The organism is Herbaspirillum sp. C7C8 (assembly GCF_022627875.1).
GTDB lineage: Bacteria > Pseudomonadota > Gammaproteobacteria > Burkholderiales > Burkholderiaceae_D > Herbaspirillum.
On record NZ_JABXGG010000004.1, the window covers coordinates 120,719 to 138,778 of the forward strand.

Below are 18,060 nucleotides of genomic sequence, written 5' to 3' on the forward strand. Positions count from 1 at the left end.
AGGAGATCGACCATGCTGAGCCCTTCCTCGTTTGCCATGACTGCCGGTGCTGCCGCCCGCCTGCGCCGCTGGTGCGGTGCCTCCCTGCTGGTGGGGGCGGCCCTGTGTTCGCAGGCCGCGCTGGCGGCACTCAAACCCGGGGACAAGGCGCCCGAGTTCTCGGCCCCGAGTTCACTGGGCGGACAGGTCTCGACCTTCACGCTCGCGGAGGCGCTCAAGAAAGGTCCGGTGGTGCTGTACTTCTACCCGGCCGCCTTCACCTCCGGCTGCACCATCGAAGCCCATCTCTTCGCCGAGGCCGTGGACCGCTACAAGGCCCTGGGGGCAACCGTCATCGGCGTGTCGGGCGACAATATCGAGACCCTCAACAAGTTCTCCGTCAGTGAATGCCGCAGCAAGTTCGCCGTGGCTGCCGATGTCGACAAGAAGATCATGAAGGCTTATGACGCCCAGTTCCTCAAGGTGACCGGCTATGCCAGCCGCACCTCCTACGTCATCACGCCGGACCATGCGATCCTCTACGAGTACACCGACATGAATCCGGAGAAGCATGTGGAGAACACCATGCAGGCGCTGGAGCAATGGTCGGCCAGGCAGAAGCGCTGACCGCAGAAGAGCAGGCAGACAGCAAAAGAGCCGGACGATGTCCGGCTCTTTTTGCGTGTGGGGAGAAGCCCCGGCAGTGCGCTCAGAACATCCCGAAGAGCAGGCCGCTGACCACCCGCACCGCGATCTGCAACAGGATCAGCAGCACCAGGGGGGACAGATCGACGCCTCCGAGCGGCGGGATGATTCGGCGCAGCGGACGCAGCAGGGGATCGTTCAGGGCGCCCACGAAGGGCGCCAGCGGCGCGTGCGGGTTGACCCAGCTGAAGACGGCCTCGATGATCAGCGTGGCCATGAAGCCATAACAGATCCATTCAAAGAAGCGCTCCAGCGCTACCAGGAAGATGAGTTTGAAGTCGAAGCCCGACTGCAGGCCCAGGATGGCGATGATGGACAGCAGCACGATGAGGAAGGCCCCCACCAGGCTGGCCCAGTCGTAACCGCCGCCCGGCATCACCCGTCGCAGCGGACGCACCAGCCAGTCCGAGAGCTGGTAGACGAACTGTCCCACCGGTTGCGGCGGACGCACGCGCACCACCTGCATCCAGAAACGCAGCAGCATGACACCGGCCAGGATGCTGGCGACGGCGTTGACGATCATCGTGAAAATACTAAGCAGCACAGGGATCTCCATCAGTGAGAGGCAGGGCACATACTAGAGGGCAAGCAGCGGCGGCGCAATCGCCAGCGGCACCTTGCGTCACGCGCTGCCGTAGTGCGCAGACAAACCGGGGCGCCGCGTGCGAGCATACCCGAGCTTTCATATATTGTGCCATTGCGACGAATTGCCAGAGCAATCCAGCGCATCAAACCGCCATCACCGGCGCAGAGTGAGCGCCGTGGCAGCGGATCGGCCGGGCATAAAAAAAACCGCTGCATGGCGCAATGCCACACAGCGGCCTTCAGTCTGAGGGGATCAGACTAGACGCGCGCCGATCTTACGGACGGCCAGCGCCGGTCGGGAACGGCCATGCAGCGGCCGGGTTCAGCACGGTCTTGGCGGCCGGTGCTGCGGCTGCCGGCTTGGCGGCTGCCTTCTTCGGAGCGGCGGCCTTCTTGGCGGCTGCCTTCGGTGCTGCAGCTGCCTTGGGCGCTGCGGCCTTCGGAGCGGCTACCTTCTTGGCGGCTGCCTTGGGAGCGGCCTTCGGTGCTGCAACCTTCTTTGCGGCGGCTGCCTTCGGTGCTGCAACCTTCTTGGCGGCTGCCTTCGGCGCTGCAACCTTCTTGGCTGCCGCCTTCGGTGCTGCGACCTTCTTGGCTGCTGCCTTCGGTGCTGCAACCTTCTTGGCTGCTGCCTTCGGTGCTGCAACCTTCTTCGCTGCTGCCTTCGGTGCTGCGACCTTCTTGGCTGCTGCCTTCGGTGCTGCAACCTTCTTCGCTGCTGCCTTCGGTGCTGCAACCTTCTTCGCTGCTGCCTTCGGTGCTGCAACCTTCTTCGCTGCGGCTGCCTTCGGTGCTGCGGTCTTCTTCGCTGCTGCCTTCGGTGCTGCAACCTTCTTCGCTGCGGCTGCCTTCGGCGCTGCGGTCTTCTTTGCAGCTGCCTTCGGCGCTGCAACCTTCTTCGCTGCTGCCTTCGGAGCGGCTGCCTTCTTCACTGCTGCCGGCTTGGCGGCGGCCTTGGCCACGGTCTTCTTGGCGGCTGCGGCCTTGGGCGCGGCTACCTTCTTGGTGGTTTCCTTGGCGGCTGCCGCCTTCTTTGCCGCCGGCTTCTTCGCCGCGGTCTTCTTTGCTGCTGTTGCCATTTTGTTTCTCCTTCTTCACGTGAATGGAAAAAATCAAGCTTGATATAAGCAACCCGCACGCGACATCGCGATGACGCGGGCGAGCTATTCATCGGCACAAGCCGCCTGTGGCTTGCGCTAATGAATTCGGCACCAGCTGAACTGCTGCATCCCCTCACCTATGCAGCGCTTCAGCTATCTTGGCGACGCCCCTCCGGTAGTGCCCGCGCAATGGCGCAGGAAGATGCGACTACGGGAGCAGGCGCGACACCAAAAAAAACGCCAGCGTGTTCAAACGCTAGCGTCGGAATCGCGTTCCTGAAAAACCTTGGTGTTTTTCAAAGGAAAAGCCGCCTGACCCGACAAGATGGGGTTAAGCGGCGATAACAGAGAAGATTGATTCGGTCTCTGACTGTTCATTAATTTGGCGTAGGCCTTTTCCGTTTCAGCAGCCGGGTATCTTGCAAGCTACCCGACTGCTGTTGTGCATCATGTCTCGATGAAGAGAACTTCGAGACTGCACATCATTCCCAACTCAGTGCGCCCCCGGTTTGGTATTCGATGACGCGGGTCTCAAAGAAGTTGCGCTCCTTCTTCAAGTCGATCATCTCGCTCATCCACGGGAACGGATTTTCTTCTTGTGCGAACAGCGGGTCCAATCCGATTTGCTGTGCGCGGCGGTTTGCGATGAATCGCAGGTAGCCCTTGAACATGGTAGCGTTCAACCCGAGCACGCCTCGCGGCATTGTATCCTCTGCGTAACGATATTCCAACTCCACCGCGCGTAAAAACAACGATTTGATTTCGTCGCGGAACTCAGGCGTCCACAGGTGCGGGTTCTCCATCTTCACGGTGTTGATCAGGTCGATACCGAAGTTGCAGTGCATCGATTCGTCACGCAGGATGTACTGGTACTGCTCGGCCGCGCCCATCATCTTGTTCTGGCGACCCAGCGCCAGGATCTGCGTGAAGCCCACGTAGAAGAACAGTCCCTCCATGATGCAGGCGAAGACGATCAGGGACTTCAACAGCTTCTGGTCATTCTCCATCGTGCCGGTCTTGAACTCGGGATCGGTCAGCGTATCGATGAAGGGAATGAGGAACTCGTCCTTGTCGCGGATCGACGCGACCTCGTGATACGCATTGAAGATCTCGGCTTCATCCAGGCCCAGCGATTCAACGATGTACTGGTAGGCGTGGGTGTGGATCGCCTCTTCAAACGCCTGGCGCAGCAGGTACTGGCGGCACTCCGGCGCGGTGATGTGGCGATAGGTGCCCAGCACGATGTTGTTGGCCGCCAGCGAGTCGGCGGTGACGAAGAAGCCCAGGTTGCGCTTGACCAGACGGCGTTCGTCTTCGGTCAGGCCGTTGGGGTTCTTCCACAGCTCGATGTCGCGCTGCATGTTGATCTCTTGCGGCATCCAGTGGTTGGCGCAGCCGGCCAGGTACTTGTCCCAGGCCCACTTGTACTTGAAGGGCACCAGCTGGTTGACGTCGGTGTGGCCGTTGATGATGCGCTTGTCGGCGGCATTGACGCGACGGGTGGTGTCGACCTGCTCGCTGTTGCCGGCCATCAGCGCCGGGTTCAGCGCGGCGTTGGCCTGACCAAAGGCCGGTTGCAGTTGCGGCTGCAGGTTGGGGGTACGCGGCGCCTGGGGCGCTTGCTTGACTTCATCATCCCAAGAAAGCATCTGTGGTTCCTCTTTACTTTATCGGTCGCTGCCGGCGAGGTCGGATGACCGTGGCGCGGCGGGTATCTATCAGGTGACAACGGCGCATCCGGTGAAGTTCACCGCGATGCGCCGGCTAGGGTGGGTGGGACATCAGACAGTGGTGCTGCCGTCATCTTGGATGACCTTGATCATCCTCATCAGCAGGCCGCCCGGGCCCCACCCGGATTGCTTACTGGCAGGCTTCGCACTCTTCGAAGCCCGGATCGCCCGGACGCATGGTGCAGACCGGACCGTCGGCTTCGATGGAAGCACCCGGGTTCGGCATCACATAGGCAGCCGATGCCGCGGCGGCCGAGGCGATGGGCGCAGCGGGAACCGCATTGCCCGAGGCCGAGGCCATGCTGCCGGCACCGCCATCGACAGCCACTGCGTTCAGTGCGCCCGCACGGGAAGTGGACTTCTCGGTGTGGGTGGCGCCGATGGTGCGCAGGTAGTAGGTGGTCTTCAGACCGCGCAGCCATGCCAGCTTGTAGGTCTCGTCCAGGCGCTTGCCGGAGGCACCGGCCATGTAGATGTTCAGCGACTGGGCCTGGTCGATCCACTTCTGGCGACGCGAGGCGGCTTCCACCAGCCAGGACGGATCGACTTCGAAGGCGGTGGCGTAGATGTCGCGCAGGTCTTGCGGGATGCGGTCGATCTTGGCCAGGCTGCCGTCGAAATACTTGAGGTCGGCGACCATGACTTCGTCCCACAGGCCACGGGCCTTCAGGTCACGCACCAGGTACTCGTTGATTTCGGTGAACTCACCCGACAGGTTCGACTTCACGTACAGGTTCTGGTAAGTCGGCTCGATGCAGGCGGACACGCCGATGATGTTGGAGATGGTCGCCGTCGGCGCAATGGCCACGCAGTTCGAGTTGCGCATGCCGTGTTCGGCGATGCGCGCACGCAGGGCGGCCCAGTCCAGGGTCTCGGTGCTGTCGGTTTCCAGGTAGCCGCCGCGCTCTTGCGCCAGCAGCTTCAGGGAATCCTGCGGCAGGATGCCGCGATCCCACAGCGAACCGCGGTAGGAAGCGTAACGGCCGCGCTCTTCAGCCAGTTCGGTCGAGGCCATGTAGGCGTAGTAGCAGACGGCTTCCATGGAGCGGTCGGCGAATTCGACGGCGTCCATCGAGGCGTACGGCACGCGCTTGATGTGCAGGCAGTCCTGGAAGCCCATGATGCCCATGCCCACCGGACGGTGGCGCAGGTTGGAATCACGTGCCTTCTTGACGGCGTAGTAGTTGATGTCGATGACGTTGTCCAGCATGCGCATGGCGGTGCGGATGGTCTTTTGCAGCTTGGCATGGTCCAGCTCGCCATTGACCAGGTGCGCCGGCAGGTTCACCGAACCGAGGTTGCAGACCGCGATCTCGCTCTCGTTGGTGTTCAGGGTGATCTCGGTGCACAGGTTGGAGCTGTGCACCACGCCCACGTGTTGCTGGGGCGAGCGGATGTTGCAGGGATCCTTGAAGGTGATCCACGGGTGGCCGGTTTCGAACAGCATCGACAGCATCTTGCGCCACAGGTCGTTGGCTTGCACCTTCTTGAAGAGCTTCAGCTCGCCACGGGCAGCCTTGGCTTCATAGGCGGTGTAGGCTTCTTCGAAGGCACGGCCGAACTTGTCGTGCAGGTCCGGGGTGTCGGAGGGCGAGAACAGGGTCCACTCGCCCTTTTCCATCACGCGCTTCATGAACAGGTCGGGAATCCAGTTCGCGGTGTTCATGTCGTGGGTGCGGCGGCGGTCGTCGCCGGTGTTCTTGCGCAGTTCGAGGAATTCCTCGATGTCCATGTGCCAGGTTTCCAGGTAGGCGCACACTGCGCCCTTGCGCTTGCCGCCCTGGTTGACCGCCACGGCGGTATCGTTGACCACCTTCAGGAAGGGGACCACGCCTTGCGACTTGCCGTTGGTGCCCTTGATGTGGGCGCCCAGGGCGCGCACCGGGGTCCAGTCATTGCCCAGGCCGCCGGCGAACTTGGCCAGCAGGGCGTTTTCCTTGATGGCTTCGTAGATGCCGTCGAGGTCGTCGGCTACCGTGGTCAGGTAGCAGGAGGACAGCTGCGAACGCTGGGTACCCGAGTTGAACAGGGTCGGGGTCGAGCTCATGAAGTCGAACGACGACAGCAGGTCGTAGAACTCGATGGCGCGCGCTTCGCGGTCGATTTCGTTCAGTGCCAGGCCCATCGCCACGCGCATGTAGAACGCCTGGGGCATCTCGATGCGGGTGCCGCCGATGTGCAGGAAATAACGGTCATACAGGGTCTGCAGGCCGATGTAGCCGAACTGCAGGTCGCGCTCGGGCTTGAGCGCAGCAGCCAGCTTGGCCAGGTCGAACTGGGCCAGCTTGGTGTCGAGCAGCTCGGCGTCGATCCCCTTCTTGATGTATTGCGGGAAGTATTCCAGGTATTCGGCGGGCGCATCGGCCTGAGCCACTTCCTTGCCGAAGACTTCCTTGCGGATGGTGTGCATCAGCAGGCGCGAAGTCACCTGGCTATACGCAGGGTCCTTCTCCATCAGCGCGCGGGCAGCCAGGATGGCGGACTTGTACAGCTCTTCGACGGGCACACCGTCGTACAGGTTCTTGACGGTCTCGGCCAGGATGGCTTCGGCGTCCACGTGCGCGTCCAGACCGACGCAGGCGGCGGCGATCAGGGAGCGCACTTCATTGATGTCCAGCGGACGGCTCTGGCCATCTTCAGTCACGTGCAGCTGCGGTGCGGCCACTTCGGTCTTGGTGGCGGCACCTTGCTGGGCGCGCTCTTCCATGCGCTTGGCACGGTAGAGCACGTAGGCACGGGCGACGTCATGCTCGCCCGAACGCATCAGGGCCAGCTCGACCTGGTCCTGGATGTCTTCGATATGGAAGGTGCCACCGGTGGGCTGACGACGCACCAGCGCCGACACCACGTTGGTGGTCAGTTGCTCGACCATCTCGCGCACGCGCGCCGAGGCGGCACCCTGGCCACCGTTGACGGCCAGGAAGGCCTTGGTCACGGCGATGGAAATCTTGGAGGGCTCGAAACCGACCACGGCGCCATTGCGGCGGATGATACGGTACTCGCCCAGGCCTGCGGTCTGGGACACGATGGACTGGCCTTCGGCGGAGCCTTCCAGCTCGGCGGACGTGCCAAACGGGGCGGGCGATTTGACGGACATTTCTTGGGTTGAGCGCACTTAGCCTCCTGGGGTACATGGGACAGGCGGCCGGGGGTTGCCGCCTGCGTTGCTAATAACTACATCGGAACCGTACTGCACGGACCGGCGAACGACAGAAGCGCCCCACAATGACTGTCCCTTGCGTGGACATTCATGCTGACGCAAAACTGCTTGAAACTGATGTGTGGAACGGATTTAAAAGAAGGAGAACCGGGGGCGTTGTCGTACTTGGTTACTGCCTCGCGGGTCTGGTACCTTCTGAAGCACTGCCTGGAACGGGCCTGCTGTGGGTGCAGACCCGAATACAACAATAAGTTCAACTGAGCACTACATCTAGTATCAAAACATCGATTGGGACTAATTCTAGTAGCGGGTCCGGGCAGATGCAACCGCTATTTCGAGAATTTTTCTGCCGTTCAAGCTTGACTTTTGTGAAGGCCAAGAGGGAAGCGCAATTGCGCCGTATTCATTATTTCCGCCATTTTGTTGTGATAGCCTGCCCAGTCGAAGAAGGGGCCCGGATCGGTCTTGCGCACCGGCGCGATGTGCTCGTGACCGGTCACGGCGCTCAGGCCGTAGCGTCTTGCCAGCGCCTGGGAGAGTGCCACCAGGGCCGTATACTGGGCCTCGGTGAAGGGCTCGAAGTCGGTCCCTTCCAGTTCGATGCCGATGGAAAAGTCATTGCAGCGCTCGCGCCCCTCGAAGCTGGACACGCCCGCGTGCCAGGCACGACGATGCGCGGCGACGAACTGCACCACCTCGCCATCGCGACGGATCAGGAAGTGGGCCGAGACCCGCAACGGGCGCAACTGGTCGAAATACGGATGGGCGTCGAAGTCAAGGCGATTGCAGAACAGATCGGCGATGTAGGGGCCACCGAACTCACCGGGCGGCAGGCTGATGTTGTGGATCACCAGCAGCTCGGCGGCCACGCCCTCGGGACGCTCGTCGCAGTTGGGCGAGGCTTCGCGGCGGGCGTGATCGCACCAGCCGTCGCCATCGATGATCCAGGCGTCGCGCTCGGACGGGGTGGTGTCCATGCTCAGAAGGAAGCCAGGCGGCGATGCTCTTCGCAGCAGTAGTGCGCGCCGGAGGCATGGACCACCGCCTCGGAGGACGGGAAATGGATGCCGCAATGGGCGCACTGCACCATGGTCTCGACATTGCTGTCGCCACGGCGGCGGAAACGCGAAGGTTTGGGGCGCGGCATGCCAGGCTCGGGCTCGCCTGCGTTGGCATTGCGCTCGGCGGCAGGGTCGCTGCCGGCCAGCATGGATTTCTTGGCGCGCTGGAGCCACACCACCACGGCCAGCAGCACGACCAGCCAGATCAGATATTTCATGTCAGAACCCGATGCAGCACGACTTCAAGCACGAACCGGCTGCCCACATAAGCCAATAAAAGAATGGCGAAACCGGCCAGCGTAAAGCTCAGCGCGGTCCGCCCCCGCCATCCCTGCCAGCGACGGCCGGCCAGGAGCAGGCCGAACAGCAGCCAGGACAACATGGTGAAGATCGTCTTGTGGTCCCACTTCAATGGTGTCCCGAACAACTGCTCGGAAAAGACGACACCCGACAATACCGTCAGCGTCAGCAAGCTGAAGCCGAAGGCGATCAGGCGAAACAGCAGTTTTTCCATGGTCAAGAGCGCCGGCAGGCGATCCAGCGCCAGTCCGAACCAGCTGGACTGCGCCGCCGGACCGGGGCGGGTATGCAGGCGCGACTCCTGCAGCACCATCAGCACGGCATGGAAGGCGGCGATGGTGAGCGTGCTGTAGGCCAGGATGGAGACGGCGATATGCGCCAGGAACCAGTCGGACTTGCCGGCCAGCGCCACCATGTTGCCGGGGAAGATGCTGGGCAGCACCACCGCCACGGCGGCCACCGGCAGCACCAGCACGCGCATGCTGTCTAGCGAGAAATTGCGATTTTCCAGCCAGTAGGCCGCCACCGAAATCCACAGCGTGGACGACAGCATGACCGCAAAGCCCACCCGCAGCGCTTCCGGCGCGAACATGTCCGACAGCAGCGCCCCGCCATGCAGCACCCAGCCGACCACGATGCCCGCCGAAATCGGCACGCGCCGCTGCGAAGGCATGAAGGCGCAGCCCAGATAGAGCAGCGCAGCCAGGATGAAAAAATAAGTTTGCATCACCCGAGTTTACACCATCTCGGCGCCCCGCCCGCTTGCGCCGGGTCAGCCCGCAGGCGAATCGTCCCCGCCAAAAGCGACACGGCAGGGCGTGCCTGCCGTGTCGGTAGCGGCATTGCCGCAGAACGAAACCGCCTCAGTCGACGGCGGCCGACTTCATCTCCGCGTTGTGATGGCGCTGCTGCTCCTCCATCACCAGCTGACCCAGTTCGCGCTTCAAGGCATTGAACTCGGGATCGGCCGGATCGCGCAGGCGCGGCAGGTTCACCAGCATGTCGCGCTTGACCGTCCCGGGCCGGTAGGTCATGACCACGATGCGGTCGGCCAGGTAGATGGCTTCCTCGATGCTGTGGGTGACGAAGACGATGGTCTTCCTGAACTCGTCCCAGATGCGCAGCAACTCGTCCTGCAGGTTGCGGCGGGTCAGGGCATCGAGGGCGCCAAAGGGCTCGTCCATGAGCATGATGGGCGAATCCAGCGCCAGCACCCGGGCAATGGCCACGCGCTGGCGCATGCCGCCCGAGAGGTCCTTGGGGAAGCGGGTGCGGAAGTCGATCAGGCCCAGCTTGTCCAGCAGTTGCGTGACGCGCTGGTGGATCTCGGCCTTGGGCCGGCCCTTGATCTCCAGCCCGAAGGCCACGTTCTGCTCCACCGTCATCCAGGGGAAGAGCGCATATTCCTGAAACACCATGCCACGGTCCGGCCCCGGCTCGCTGACCACCTTGTCGTCGGTGAGGATCTGGCCCGACGACGGCAGGGCGAAGCCGGCGATGGCGTTCAACAGCGTCGACTTGCCGCAACCGGAGGGGCCGAGCAGGCAGACGAACTGGCCATCGGGGATGTCCAGGTTGATGTCCTTGAGGGCCACGACCTCGCGGTCATCGGTCTTGAAGACCTTCTGCACGCCCTGTATACGAATACGGGGCAAGGCATTGGCCTGATTGATTGCCTGGTTCATCTCAGTTCTCCAGTCCGCGATGCCAGCGCAGCATGTAATTGTTGAGGCGGCTCATGCCCAGGTCGATCGCCAGGCCCAAGAGGCCGATGGTGATCATGCCGGCGATGATCTTGTCCGACCAGAAATACTCGCGCGCCTCCATGATGCGAAAGCCCAGGCCATTGCTCACTGCAATCATCTCGGCCACGATCACCACGATGAAGGCGGTCCCGATGCCGATGCGCACCCCCGAGAGGATGTAGGGCACCGCCGCCGGCAGCATCACCCGCAGAAACAGCGTGGACTGGCTCGCCCCCAGGTTGCGGGCGGCGCGCAGGTAGATGCTGTCGACCTGGCGCACCCCGGCGATGGTGTTCATCAGCACCGGGAAGAAGGCCCCCAGCGCAATCAGGAACAGCGCCGGCGGATTGCCCAGCCCGAACCAGAGGATGGCCAGCGGAATGTAGGCAATCGGCGGAATCGGACGGATCACCTGGACGGTCAGATTCATCAGCCCGTAAATGCGCTGACTGGAACCCATCAGCAAGCCCAGCGGCAGGGCCAGCCCGGCACCGATCAGGAAACCGGCCACCACCCGGTACAGGCTGCCGATGGCATCCATGATCAGTTCGCCCGAGAAGGCCCAGGCCAGCCAGCTGCCCTCCTGCGGGTCATAGGGTTTCAGGGGGGTGGCGTATTCCACCCATTTCTTGAGCACCGCCCAGGGCGAAGGCAGGATCTGCGGATTGATCCAGCCTGCCCGTGACGCCCCCTCCCACAGGGCGATCACGAGGATCGGCACCAGCAGCCCCTGCAGGAAGCTGCCCTTGTTTTGCTTTGCCATGCGAGATTCCCCCGGCTTACTTCAGGTTCATGCTCTTCTTGGCCTGCTCCAGCAGATCGGTCCTGACCCAATCCTTGGCCACGGGCGGCTTGGCCATCTTGCCGGTGCCATACTTGGCCATGGTGTCGGTCGTCACCTGGATGTGCTCGGGGGTGATGTCGTAGGCGTAGGGGGAATTGCCGATGGCGTCATAGAAGTCTTCCTTGGTGATCTGGTTCTTGAAGATCACTTCCCGCACGTACTTCTCGGCCACTTCCGGCTTGTCGATGAAGGTCTTGGTCGCCTCCAGGAAGCAGCGCATGAACTTCTCGGCCAGTGGACGCTTCTCGGTATAGAACTTTTCCGTCATCACCATGGTGCGGTAGGGCTCGCCGATGGGGGTGTCGTAGGGCTTCATCACTTCCACCCCGAAGCCCTTGTTGATGGCCTGCGAGGATTGCGGCTCGCTCTGCATCATGGCGTCGATGTTCTTGCCCAGCAGGGCCTGGTTCAGGTCGGCAAAGGCCAGGTAGACGATGGTCACATCCTTGGGCGACAGGCCGTTCTGGCCCAGTTCCGCGTCCAGCAGCACTTCATGGATGCCGCCACGGGTCACGCCGACCTTCTTGCCCTTGAGGTCCTTGACCGACTTGATGCCCGAATCCTTGCCCGCCACCAGGCGCGCGCCGCCCTTGGCGAAACCGGCCACCACATAGATCGGCGCACCGTTGGCGCGTCCCGAGATGGCAGCTTCCGACGCGGTCGTGCCCACATCCAGCTCCCCGGCCAGAATGCCCTGCATCACGTCCGGCCCCTTGGCGAAGACCTTCTCGTCGACCTTGATGCCGCATTTGGGAGCGATCTCCTTGATATAGGACACCGCGCCATAGTGGGCGAACTTCAGGTTGCCCAGACGAATCACGTCATCGGCGGCATGGCTGGCGGCCGAGAAGCCGGCACTTGCCAGCAGGGCCAGGGCGATCCATTGCTTTTGCTTTTGCATTTCCACTCTCCTCTTGTGTGTATCGTTGTTGATACGGCGCGCCGGCGCCAGCAGTGCGGGGCCGGCAGTCTCTCTGGCGTTGGCCCCTGCTGCGTGGCAGGGGACCTTGGTTGTTCTGTGCGCTTGGAAATTCAGCGCCCATGTATACACAAAGAGCGCGGGCTGTACAAGCTGTTAATTTTACGTATCCCCCCCATCTGGGCCGCACGCGCCGGCGGGGGCGCAGCAGGTCTGATCGGTTAGAATGCAGGATTGCCCGCCGCCGCGCCTGCCCGTTTCGTCCCGGCCTGCGGCCATCCACCTATTTGCAGATATCACCATGCTAGACAACCTGACCCAACGCCTCGCCAAAGTCGTCAAAACCATGCGCGGCGAGGCGCGACTGACCGAATCCAATACCGCCGAGATGCTGCGCGAAGTGCGCCTGGCCCTGCTGGAGGCCGACGTGGCCCTGCCGGCCGTGCGCGAGTTCATCGCCAAGGTGAAGGAAAAAGCCATGGGCGAAGAGGTCATCGGCTCGCTCACCCCCGGCCAGGCGCTGGTGGGCGTGGTCCAGCGCGAACTGGCCAGCCTGATGGGGGCCGACCTCGGGGCCGAAGCCTCGCAACTGAACTTTGCGACCCAGCCGCCCGCCATCATCCTGATGGCCGGCCTGCAGGGTGCCGGTAAAACCACCACCGTCGGCAAGCTCGCCAAGTACCTGCGCGAGAACAAGAAGAAAAAGGTGCTGACCGTCTCCGCCGACGTCTACCGCCCGGCCGCCATCGGCCAGCTGCAGACCGTGACCGGCCAGGCCGGTGCCGACTTCTTCCCCAGCCAGCCGACCGACAAGCCGGTCGACATCGCCCTGGCCGCACTGGATTACGCCAGGAAGCACCACCACGAAGTCCTGATCGTCGACACCGCCGGCCGTCTGGGCATCGACCAGGCCATGATGGATGAAATCCGCGCCGTGCACGCCGCCATCAAGCCCATCGAAACCCTGTTCGTGGTCGACGCCATGCTGGGCCAGGACGCCATCAACACCGCCAAGGCCTTCAACGATGCCCTGCCGCTGACCGGCGTGGTGCTCACCAAGCTGGACGGCGACTCGCGCGGCGGTGCGGCGCTGTCGGTGCGCCACATCACCGGCAAGCCCATCAAGTTCGCCGGTGTGGCCGAAAAGCTCGATGGCCTGGAAGCCTTCGATCCCTCGCGCATGGCCAACCGCATCCTCGGCATGGGCGACATCCTGGCGCTGGTGGAAGAGGCGCGCAAGGGTGTGGACATGGAAGCCGCGCAGGATCTGGCGCACAAGATCAAGGGCGGCGGCAAGTTCGACCTCAATGACTTCAAGGCGCAGCTGTCGCAGATGAAGAAGATGGGCGGCCTCACCAGCCTGCTGGACAAGCTGCCGGCCCAGATGCAGGCCGCTGCCGGCAACGCCAACATGGACCAGGCCGAAAAGCAGGTGCGCCGCATGGAAGGCATCATCAACGCCATGACCCCGCAGGAACGCGCCAAGCCGGAACTGATCAAGGCCACCCGCAAGCGCCGCATCGCCGCCGGTGCCGGGGTGCAAGTGCAGGAAGTCAACCGCATGCTGTCCCAGTTCGAGCAGATGCAATCGATGATGAAAAAGCTCAAGGGCGGCGGCATGATGAAGATGATGCGCGGCATGAAGGGCATGCTGCCCGGCGGCATGCGCTGACGGCATCGGCCGCAAAGCCTTGCTGGGAAAGGCTTTGCGCATCTGCCACAAGATTTCCGGCGGCACCTCTGCCGCCGCAGTCCCGCCCCCCCTTCGCTATTACCCCCCCCGTTTTCCTGGCCTGGCCCGGCGCTCGCGGATGCGATTTTCTGCCCGCTTGCGACTCATGAAAACATGCCCTTCTTTCATCGCTTTTGCATCGCCTTCGCAGTCCCGAAAGCGGCCCTTTCCCGGACGCCGGTGATCCGCCGCGATCCCTTTACCGGCGCGGCTTGACGGCGGATCGGGGCGGCTCGTTGTTTCCTGGCGCATTCGCAGGAAAATCCACTAAAAAATACTTGCGTGGCCGTGCAAACAGCACCACTATTAGCGGTGCGTAAATGACGCATTCATCTCATTCTTGTGAGGAGTCTTTCCGATGGCCACAGCAAAAAAAGCAGCAGCCGCAGTAAAGAAGCCAGCAGCAAAACCCGCCGCCAAGCCGGCCGCCAAAGCAGCCGCCAAGCCTGCTGCCAAGGCAGCCCCCAAGGCCGCAGCGAAACCGGCCGCCAAGGCAGCGCCGAAAGCCGCACCGAAGGCAGCCCCCAAGGCAGCCGCTCCCAAGAAAGCCGCAGCAAAGCCCGCCGCCAAGCCCGCAGCAAAACGTACTCCCAATGCCGCCTTCATGAAGCCGCTGACCCCATCGGCAGCCCTGGGCGAAGTGGTCGGCGCCAAGCCGCTGCCGCGCACCGAGGTGACCAAGAAGGTGTGGGAATACATCAAGAAGCACAAGCTGCAAAACGCCGAAAACAAGCGCAACATCGATGCCGATGACAAGCTCAAGGCAATCTTCGGCGGCAAGAAGCAAGTCACGATGTTCGAAATGACCAAGCTGATCTCGGCTCACCTGAGCTGATCGACGCCCGCGGTTTGCAAGCGACTTGCAAACAAAAACGCCCGCAGAAGCCATGCGGGCGTTTTTGTTTCCGGATGTTTCAGGCGCAGTCGGGTTTTCCTCTTGTCTGACGGTCCTTGCGGCGCTTCTCTGATGGCGGCCCGGCCTGCAAGCGCCTATCATGGCGGTTCTGCGTGATGGGGCAGAGGCCGCAAAGCCTGGTAACAAACTTTCCCGATCATATGGCTTCCCGCAGAACTGAATAAAAGAACCGAAAACCGTCAACCGGGTCTACCCCTGTGCCATCCACTGATGAGCCTGGACGCTCATGACCAAGAGAAAGGAAATGACCATGCCAAACCAAACCGCGCCCAACGCATCCCTGCGCCACCAACTGCTGCGCTCGGCCAGCGCCCTCGTGATCGGCCTGGCGGCGCTGGGCGGCGCCTCGCACGTATTTGCCGCCGGCAAGGCCGGCAATTCGGAATACCAGCAACAGATCGCCGCCTGCAAGAGCGGTGCTTCCACCGAGGACCGCGCCACCTGCCTGCGTGAAGCCGGCGCCGCCCAGCAAGCCGCCGCACGCGGCACGCTGACCGACCCGAGCCCGGCGCAACTGAAGGAAAACGCCCTGCGTCGCTGCGAAGGCCTGCCGCAGTCGGATCGCATCGATTGCGAAAAACGCGTCAATGGCCAGGGCAGCAGCGAAGGTAGCGTCGCCTCGGGCGGTATCCTGCGCGAGACCGTGACCATCGTACCGGCCAGGTAAGCCGATCCCTCCCCAAAAACAAAGGCGGACGCCCATGGCGCCCGCCTTTGTCATTGCTACCTGTGGAAAGATCAGGCGGCCAGCTTGCCCCGGATGAAGGCCAGCGCCTCGGCCAGCGGCACTTGGGTCGCTTCGGTATCACGGCGCCCCTGGTATTCGATGTTGCCATCCTTGAGGCCACGGTCGCCCACCACGATGCGATGCGGCACGCCGATCAGCTCCCAGTCTGCAAACATGGCGCCCGGACGTTCGCCTCGGTCGTCCAGCACCACGTCCACACCGGCTTCGCTCAACTGCGCATAGAGCTTGTCGATCTCGGTCTTGACAGCTTCGCTGCGGTCATAGCCCATGGGGCAGAGCACCACTTCGAAGGGCGCAATCGAGGTCGGCCAGATGATGCCGCGATCATCGAAGTTTTGCTCGATGGCCGCGCCCAGGATACGGGTGACGCCAATGCCGTAGCAGCCCATCACCAGCGGTTGCGGCTTGCCGGATTCATCCAGGTAGGTCGCCTTCATCGCTTCCGAATACGTGGTGCCCAGCTGGAACACGTGGCCCACTTCGATGCCGCGCTGGATCGCCAGCACACCACGGCCGTCCGGCGAGGCATCGCCTTCGACGACGTTGCGGATGTCGGCCACCAGCGGCTCGGGCAGGTCGCGGCCCCAGTTGGCGCCGGTATAGTGGAAATCGGCTTCGTTGGCACCGCAGACGAAATCGGCCATGTTGGCGACCGTGCGGTCAGCGACGACCTTGACCGGCTTCTTGGTCCCGATCGGACCCAGGTAGCCCGGCGGCGTGCCGAACCATTCGACGATCTCGGCTTCGTTGGCGAAGCGGTAGGTGGACAGACCCGGGATCTTGCTGGCCTTCACTTCGTTGAGCTCATGGTCGCCACGCAAGAGCAGCAGCCAGATTTCCTTCTTGGCCGGGTCTTCGTTGTCCACCGCCAGCACGATGGACTTGACGGTACGCGCCAGCGGCAGGCCCAGCAGCTCGGCCACGGCTTCGCATTTGGACTTGCCTGGTGTGGCGGTCTTTTCCAGCGCCTGGGTAGCGGCACCACGGGAGCCGTCCACCGGCAGCGCTTCGGCCGCTTCCATGTTGGCGGCGTAGTCGGAGGTGGGGCAGTAGACCAGCGCGTCTTCACCGGTGGCGGCGATGACGTGGAATTCGTGCGAACCGGAACCGCCGATGGCACCGTTGTCGGCTGCCACGGCGCGGAACTCCAGGCCGAAGCGGGTGAAGATGCGCACGTAGGCGTCATACATGGCCTGGTAGGACTTCTTCAGGCCATCGAGATCGCGGTCGAAGGAGTAGGCATCCTTCATCGTGAATTCACGGCCGCGCATGAGGCCGAAACGCGGACGACGCTCGTCGCGGAACTTGGTCTGGATGTGATAGAAGTTGACCGGCAATTGCTTGTAGCTGCGCAGCTCGGTGCGGGCCACATCGGTGACCACTTCTTCCGAGGTCGGCTGGATGGCGAAGTCGCGGCCATGGCGATCCTTCACGCGCATGAGCTCGGCGCCCATCTTGTTCCAGCGGCCGGTTTCCTGCCACAGCTCGGCTGGCTGCACCACCGGCATCAGGAGCTCGACGGCACCGGCGCGGTTCATTTCCTCGCGCACGATGGCCTCGACCTTGCGGATCACGCGCAGCCCCATCGGCATGTAGGTGTAGATGCCGGCGCCCAGACGCTTGATCATGCCGGCGCGCATCATCAGCTTGTGGCTCACGATTTCAGCGTCGGAAGGGGCTTCTTTCAGGGTGGAAATAAAAAAACGTGAGGCGCGCATGACGGTCGGTTCTTTTTAAAAAGAGGAGGGTTATAATCATTCCAATTTTAAAGGATTAGCTGGCTGATGCGCCCTTTCTTTGCAGATTTGCTCCCAGTTTCAATGACATCCGTGCATCGATGTGATTGCTCCTGACCCGCCTGGCGTACCGGTTTTCCGTGTATGCCCGCAGTCGCACGAGCCTGCCTGAAAGGGACTTCCAGCCGCAGAAAGTTTGAGGATCACCATGCTGGATCGAGAAGGCTTCCGCCCGAACGTCGGCATCATCCTGCTCAACGCCAATAACGAGGTGTGGTGGGGCAAGCGCGTACGCGAGCACTCCTGGCAATTCCCGCAAGGCGGCATCAAGCACGGCGAGACCCCCGAACAGGCGATGTTCCGGGAACTGGAAGAAGAGATCGGCCTGCGTGCCGAGCACGTCAAGATCATCGGCCGCACCCGTGACTGGCTGCGCTACGAAGTCCCCGACCATTTCATCAAGCGCGAAGTGCGCGGCCATTACCGCGGCCAGAAACAGATCTGGTTCCTGCTGCGCATGGTCGGGCGCGATTGCGATGTCAACCTGCGCGGTACCTCGCATCCGGAGTTCGATGCCTGGCGGTGGCATGACTACTGGGTGCCGCTGGACGTGGTCATCGAATTCAAACGCGAGGTCTACCAACAGGCACTGCAGGAATTGTCGCGCTTCCTGAACCGGCCAGCGCACGGCCAGCGCCGCGCCGAGCAAGCCGGACGCCTTGCGCATCCCCACAAAAATCCGGGCCAGGCCGCCACAGGCCAGTCCTGCAACGGCGCGAGCACGCCCGAAACCAAGTGAG

Annotated in this window: 16 protein-coding genes; 5 read left to right on the plus strand and 11 right to left on the minus strand. The window is 62.7% G+C overall.

Features of this window, described 5'->3' with window-relative positions:
* Positions 1–12 precede the first annotated feature (12 nt).
* Positions 13–606, plus strand: a complete 594-nt coding sequence (locus HWE01_RS07050; protein WP_241821419.1) for a peroxiredoxin — start codon at positions 13–15, stop codon at positions 604–606.
* An 82-nt stretch (positions 607–688) separates the two neighbouring features.
* On the opposite strand, the gene HWE01_RS07055 is transcribed toward HWE01_RS07050, so the two are convergent.
* The 10 genes from HWE01_RS07055 to HWE01_RS07100 form a co-directional block, all read right to left on the minus strand.
* The gene (locus HWE01_RS07055; RefSeq protein WP_034351619.1) at positions 689–1,228 is read right to left on the minus strand and encodes a YggT family protein; all 540 of its coding nucleotides are present in this window, start codon (positions 1,226–1,228) and stop codon (positions 689–691) included.
* 316 nt (positions 1,229–1,544) lie between these two features.
* Positions 1,545–2,231 carry a histone H1-like DNA-binding protein gene (locus HWE01_RS07060; RefSeq protein ID WP_502798429.1) on the minus strand — a complete coding sequence of 229 codons (687 nt, stop codon included), beginning with the start codon at positions 2,229–2,231 and terminating at the stop codon, positions 1,545–1,547.
* Between the two features lie 620 nt (positions 2,232–2,851).
* Entirely contained in the window at positions 2,852–4,018 is a 1,167-nt protein-coding gene (locus tag HWE01_RS07065; protein WP_008334654.1) for a ribonucleotide-diphosphate reductase subunit beta, read from the minus strand.
* A gap of 211 nt (positions 4,019–4,229) precedes the next feature.
* Positions 4,230–7,214 carry a ribonucleoside-diphosphate reductase subunit alpha gene (locus tag HWE01_RS07070; RefSeq protein WP_241821421.1) on the minus strand — a complete coding sequence of 995 codons (2,985 nt, stop codon included), beginning with the start codon at positions 7,212–7,214 and terminating at the stop codon, positions 4,230–4,232.
* Between the two features lie 398 nt (positions 7,215–7,612).
* Positions 7,613–8,236, minus strand: coding sequence for a 1,6-anhydro-N-acetylmuramyl-L-alanine amidase AmpD (ampD, locus tag HWE01_RS07075; RefSeq protein WP_241821422.1), 624 nt, complete (start codon positions 8,234–8,236; stop codon positions 7,613–7,615).
* 2 nt (positions 8,237–8,238) lie between these two features.
* Complete coding sequence (locus tag HWE01_RS07080) at positions 8,239–8,538, minus strand: PP0621 family protein (RefSeq protein ID WP_008334650.1); 300 nt, start codon at positions 8,536–8,538, stop codon at positions 8,239–8,241.
* On the minus strand, positions 8,535–9,347 hold the full coding sequence (locus HWE01_RS07085; protein WP_008334647.1) for a cytochrome C assembly family protein: 813 nt from the start codon (positions 9,345–9,347) through the stop codon (positions 8,535–8,537). Before HWE01_RS07085 ends, HWE01_RS07080 begins: the two co-directional genes overlap by 4 nt.
* A gap of 136 nt (positions 9,348–9,483) precedes the next feature.
* Positions 9,484–10,305, minus strand: a complete 822-nt coding sequence (locus HWE01_RS07090; RefSeq protein ID WP_175342900.1) for an ABC transporter ATP-binding protein — start codon at positions 10,303–10,305, stop codon at positions 9,484–9,486.
* Position 10,306: 1 nt separating this feature from the next.
* On the minus strand, positions 10,307–11,128 hold the full coding sequence (locus tag HWE01_RS07095; protein ID WP_008334639.1) for an ABC transporter permease: 822 nt from the start codon (positions 11,126–11,128) through the stop codon (positions 10,307–10,309).
* Between the two features lie 16 nt (positions 11,129–11,144).
* Positions 11,145–12,110: an ABC transporter substrate-binding protein gene (locus HWE01_RS07100; protein WP_008334633.1), complete on the minus strand. Its 966-nt coding sequence runs from the start codon at positions 12,108–12,110 to the stop codon at positions 11,145–11,147.
* 319 nt (positions 12,111–12,429) lie between these two features.
* Here HWE01_RS07100 and ffh point away from each other — a divergent pair, with 319 nt between their 5' ends.
* The 3 genes from ffh to HWE01_RS07115 all read left to right on the plus strand — a co-directional run bounded on the left by ffh (position 12,430) and on the right by HWE01_RS07115 (position 15,443).
* A complete protein-coding gene (gene ffh, locus HWE01_RS07105; protein WP_008334631.1) occupies positions 12,430–13,800 on the plus strand; it encodes a signal recognition particle protein in 1,371 nt (456 codons plus the stop codon).
* A 418-nt stretch (positions 13,801–14,218) separates the two neighbouring features.
* Entirely contained in the window at positions 14,219–14,695 is a 477-nt protein-coding gene (locus tag HWE01_RS07110; protein WP_008334630.1) for an SWIB/MDM2 domain-containing protein, read from the plus strand.
* A gap of 331 nt (positions 14,696–15,026) precedes the next feature.
* Complete coding sequence (locus HWE01_RS07115) at positions 15,027–15,443, plus strand: hypothetical protein (protein ID WP_175342903.1); 417 nt, start codon at positions 15,027–15,029, stop codon at positions 15,441–15,443.
* Positions 15,444–15,514: 71 nt separating this feature from the next.
* Here HWE01_RS07115 and HWE01_RS07120 read toward each other — a convergent pair whose 3' ends face one another.
* Complete coding sequence (locus tag HWE01_RS07120; protein WP_241821423.1) at positions 15,515–17,242, minus strand: proline--tRNA ligase; 1,728 nt, start codon at positions 17,240–17,242, stop codon at positions 15,515–15,517.
* 226 nt (positions 17,243–17,468) lie between these two features.
* Here HWE01_RS07120 and HWE01_RS07125 point away from each other — a divergent pair, with 226 nt between their 5' ends.
* The gene (locus tag HWE01_RS07125) at positions 17,469–18,059 is read left to right on the plus strand and encodes an RNA pyrophosphohydrolase (protein WP_008334627.1); all 591 of its coding nucleotides are present in this window, start codon (positions 17,469–17,471) and stop codon (positions 18,057–18,059) included.
* Position 18,060: the final 1 nt, after the last annotated feature.

What these genes read in the sequence shown, in the direction of transcription:
- HWE01_RS07090 (WP_175342900.1), bottom strand. Translation starts at nt 10,305, where the DNA reads ATGAACCAGGCAATCAATCAGGCCAATGCCTTGCCCCGTATTCGTATA.
- HWE01_RS07080 (WP_008334650.1), bottom strand. Translation starts at nt 8,538, where the DNA reads ATGAAATATCTGATCTGGCTGGTCGTGCTGCTGGCCGTGGTGGTGTGG.
- HWE01_RS07085 (WP_008334647.1), bottom strand. Translation starts at nt 9,347, where the DNA reads ATGCAAACTTATTTTTTCATCCTGGCTGCGCTGCTCTATCTGGGCTGC.
- ampD (WP_241821422.1), bottom strand. Translation starts at nt 8,236, where the DNA reads ATGGACACCACCCCGTCCGAGCGCGACGCCTGGATCATCGATGGCGAC.
- HWE01_RS07115 (WP_175342903.1), top strand. Translation starts at nt 15,027, where the DNA reads ATGCCAAACCAAACCGCGCCCAACGCATCCCTGCGCCACCAACTGCTG.
- HWE01_RS07110 (WP_008334630.1), top strand. Translation starts at nt 14,219, where the DNA reads ATGGCCACAGCAAAAAAAGCAGCAGCCGCAGTAAAGAAGCCAGCAGCA.
- HWE01_RS07125 (WP_008334627.1), top strand. Translation starts at nt 17,469, where the DNA reads ATGCTGGATCGAGAAGGCTTCCGCCCGAACGTCGGCATCATCCTGCTC.
- HWE01_RS07120 (WP_241821423.1), bottom strand. Translation starts at nt 17,242, where the DNA reads ATGCGCGCCTCACGTTTTTTTATTTCCACCCTGAAAGAAGCCCCTTCC.
- HWE01_RS07050 (WP_241821419.1), top strand. Translation starts at nt 13, where the DNA reads ATGCTGAGCCCTTCCTCGTTTGCCATGACTGCCGGTGCTGCCGCCCGC.
- HWE01_RS07065 (WP_008334654.1), bottom strand. Translation starts at nt 4,018, where the DNA reads ATGCTTTCTTGGGATGATGAAGTCAAGCAAGCGCCCCAGGCGCCGCGT.
- ffh (WP_008334631.1), top strand. Translation starts at nt 12,430, where the DNA reads ATGCTAGACAACCTGACCCAACGCCTCGCCAAAGTCGTCAAAACCATG.
- HWE01_RS07100 (WP_008334633.1), bottom strand. Translation starts at nt 12,110, where the DNA reads ATGCAAAAGCAAAAGCAATGGATCGCCCTGGCCCTGCTGGCAAGTGCC.
- HWE01_RS07095 (WP_008334639.1), bottom strand. Translation starts at nt 11,128, where the DNA reads ATGGCAAAGCAAAACAAGGGCAGCTTCCTGCAGGGGCTGCTGGTGCCG.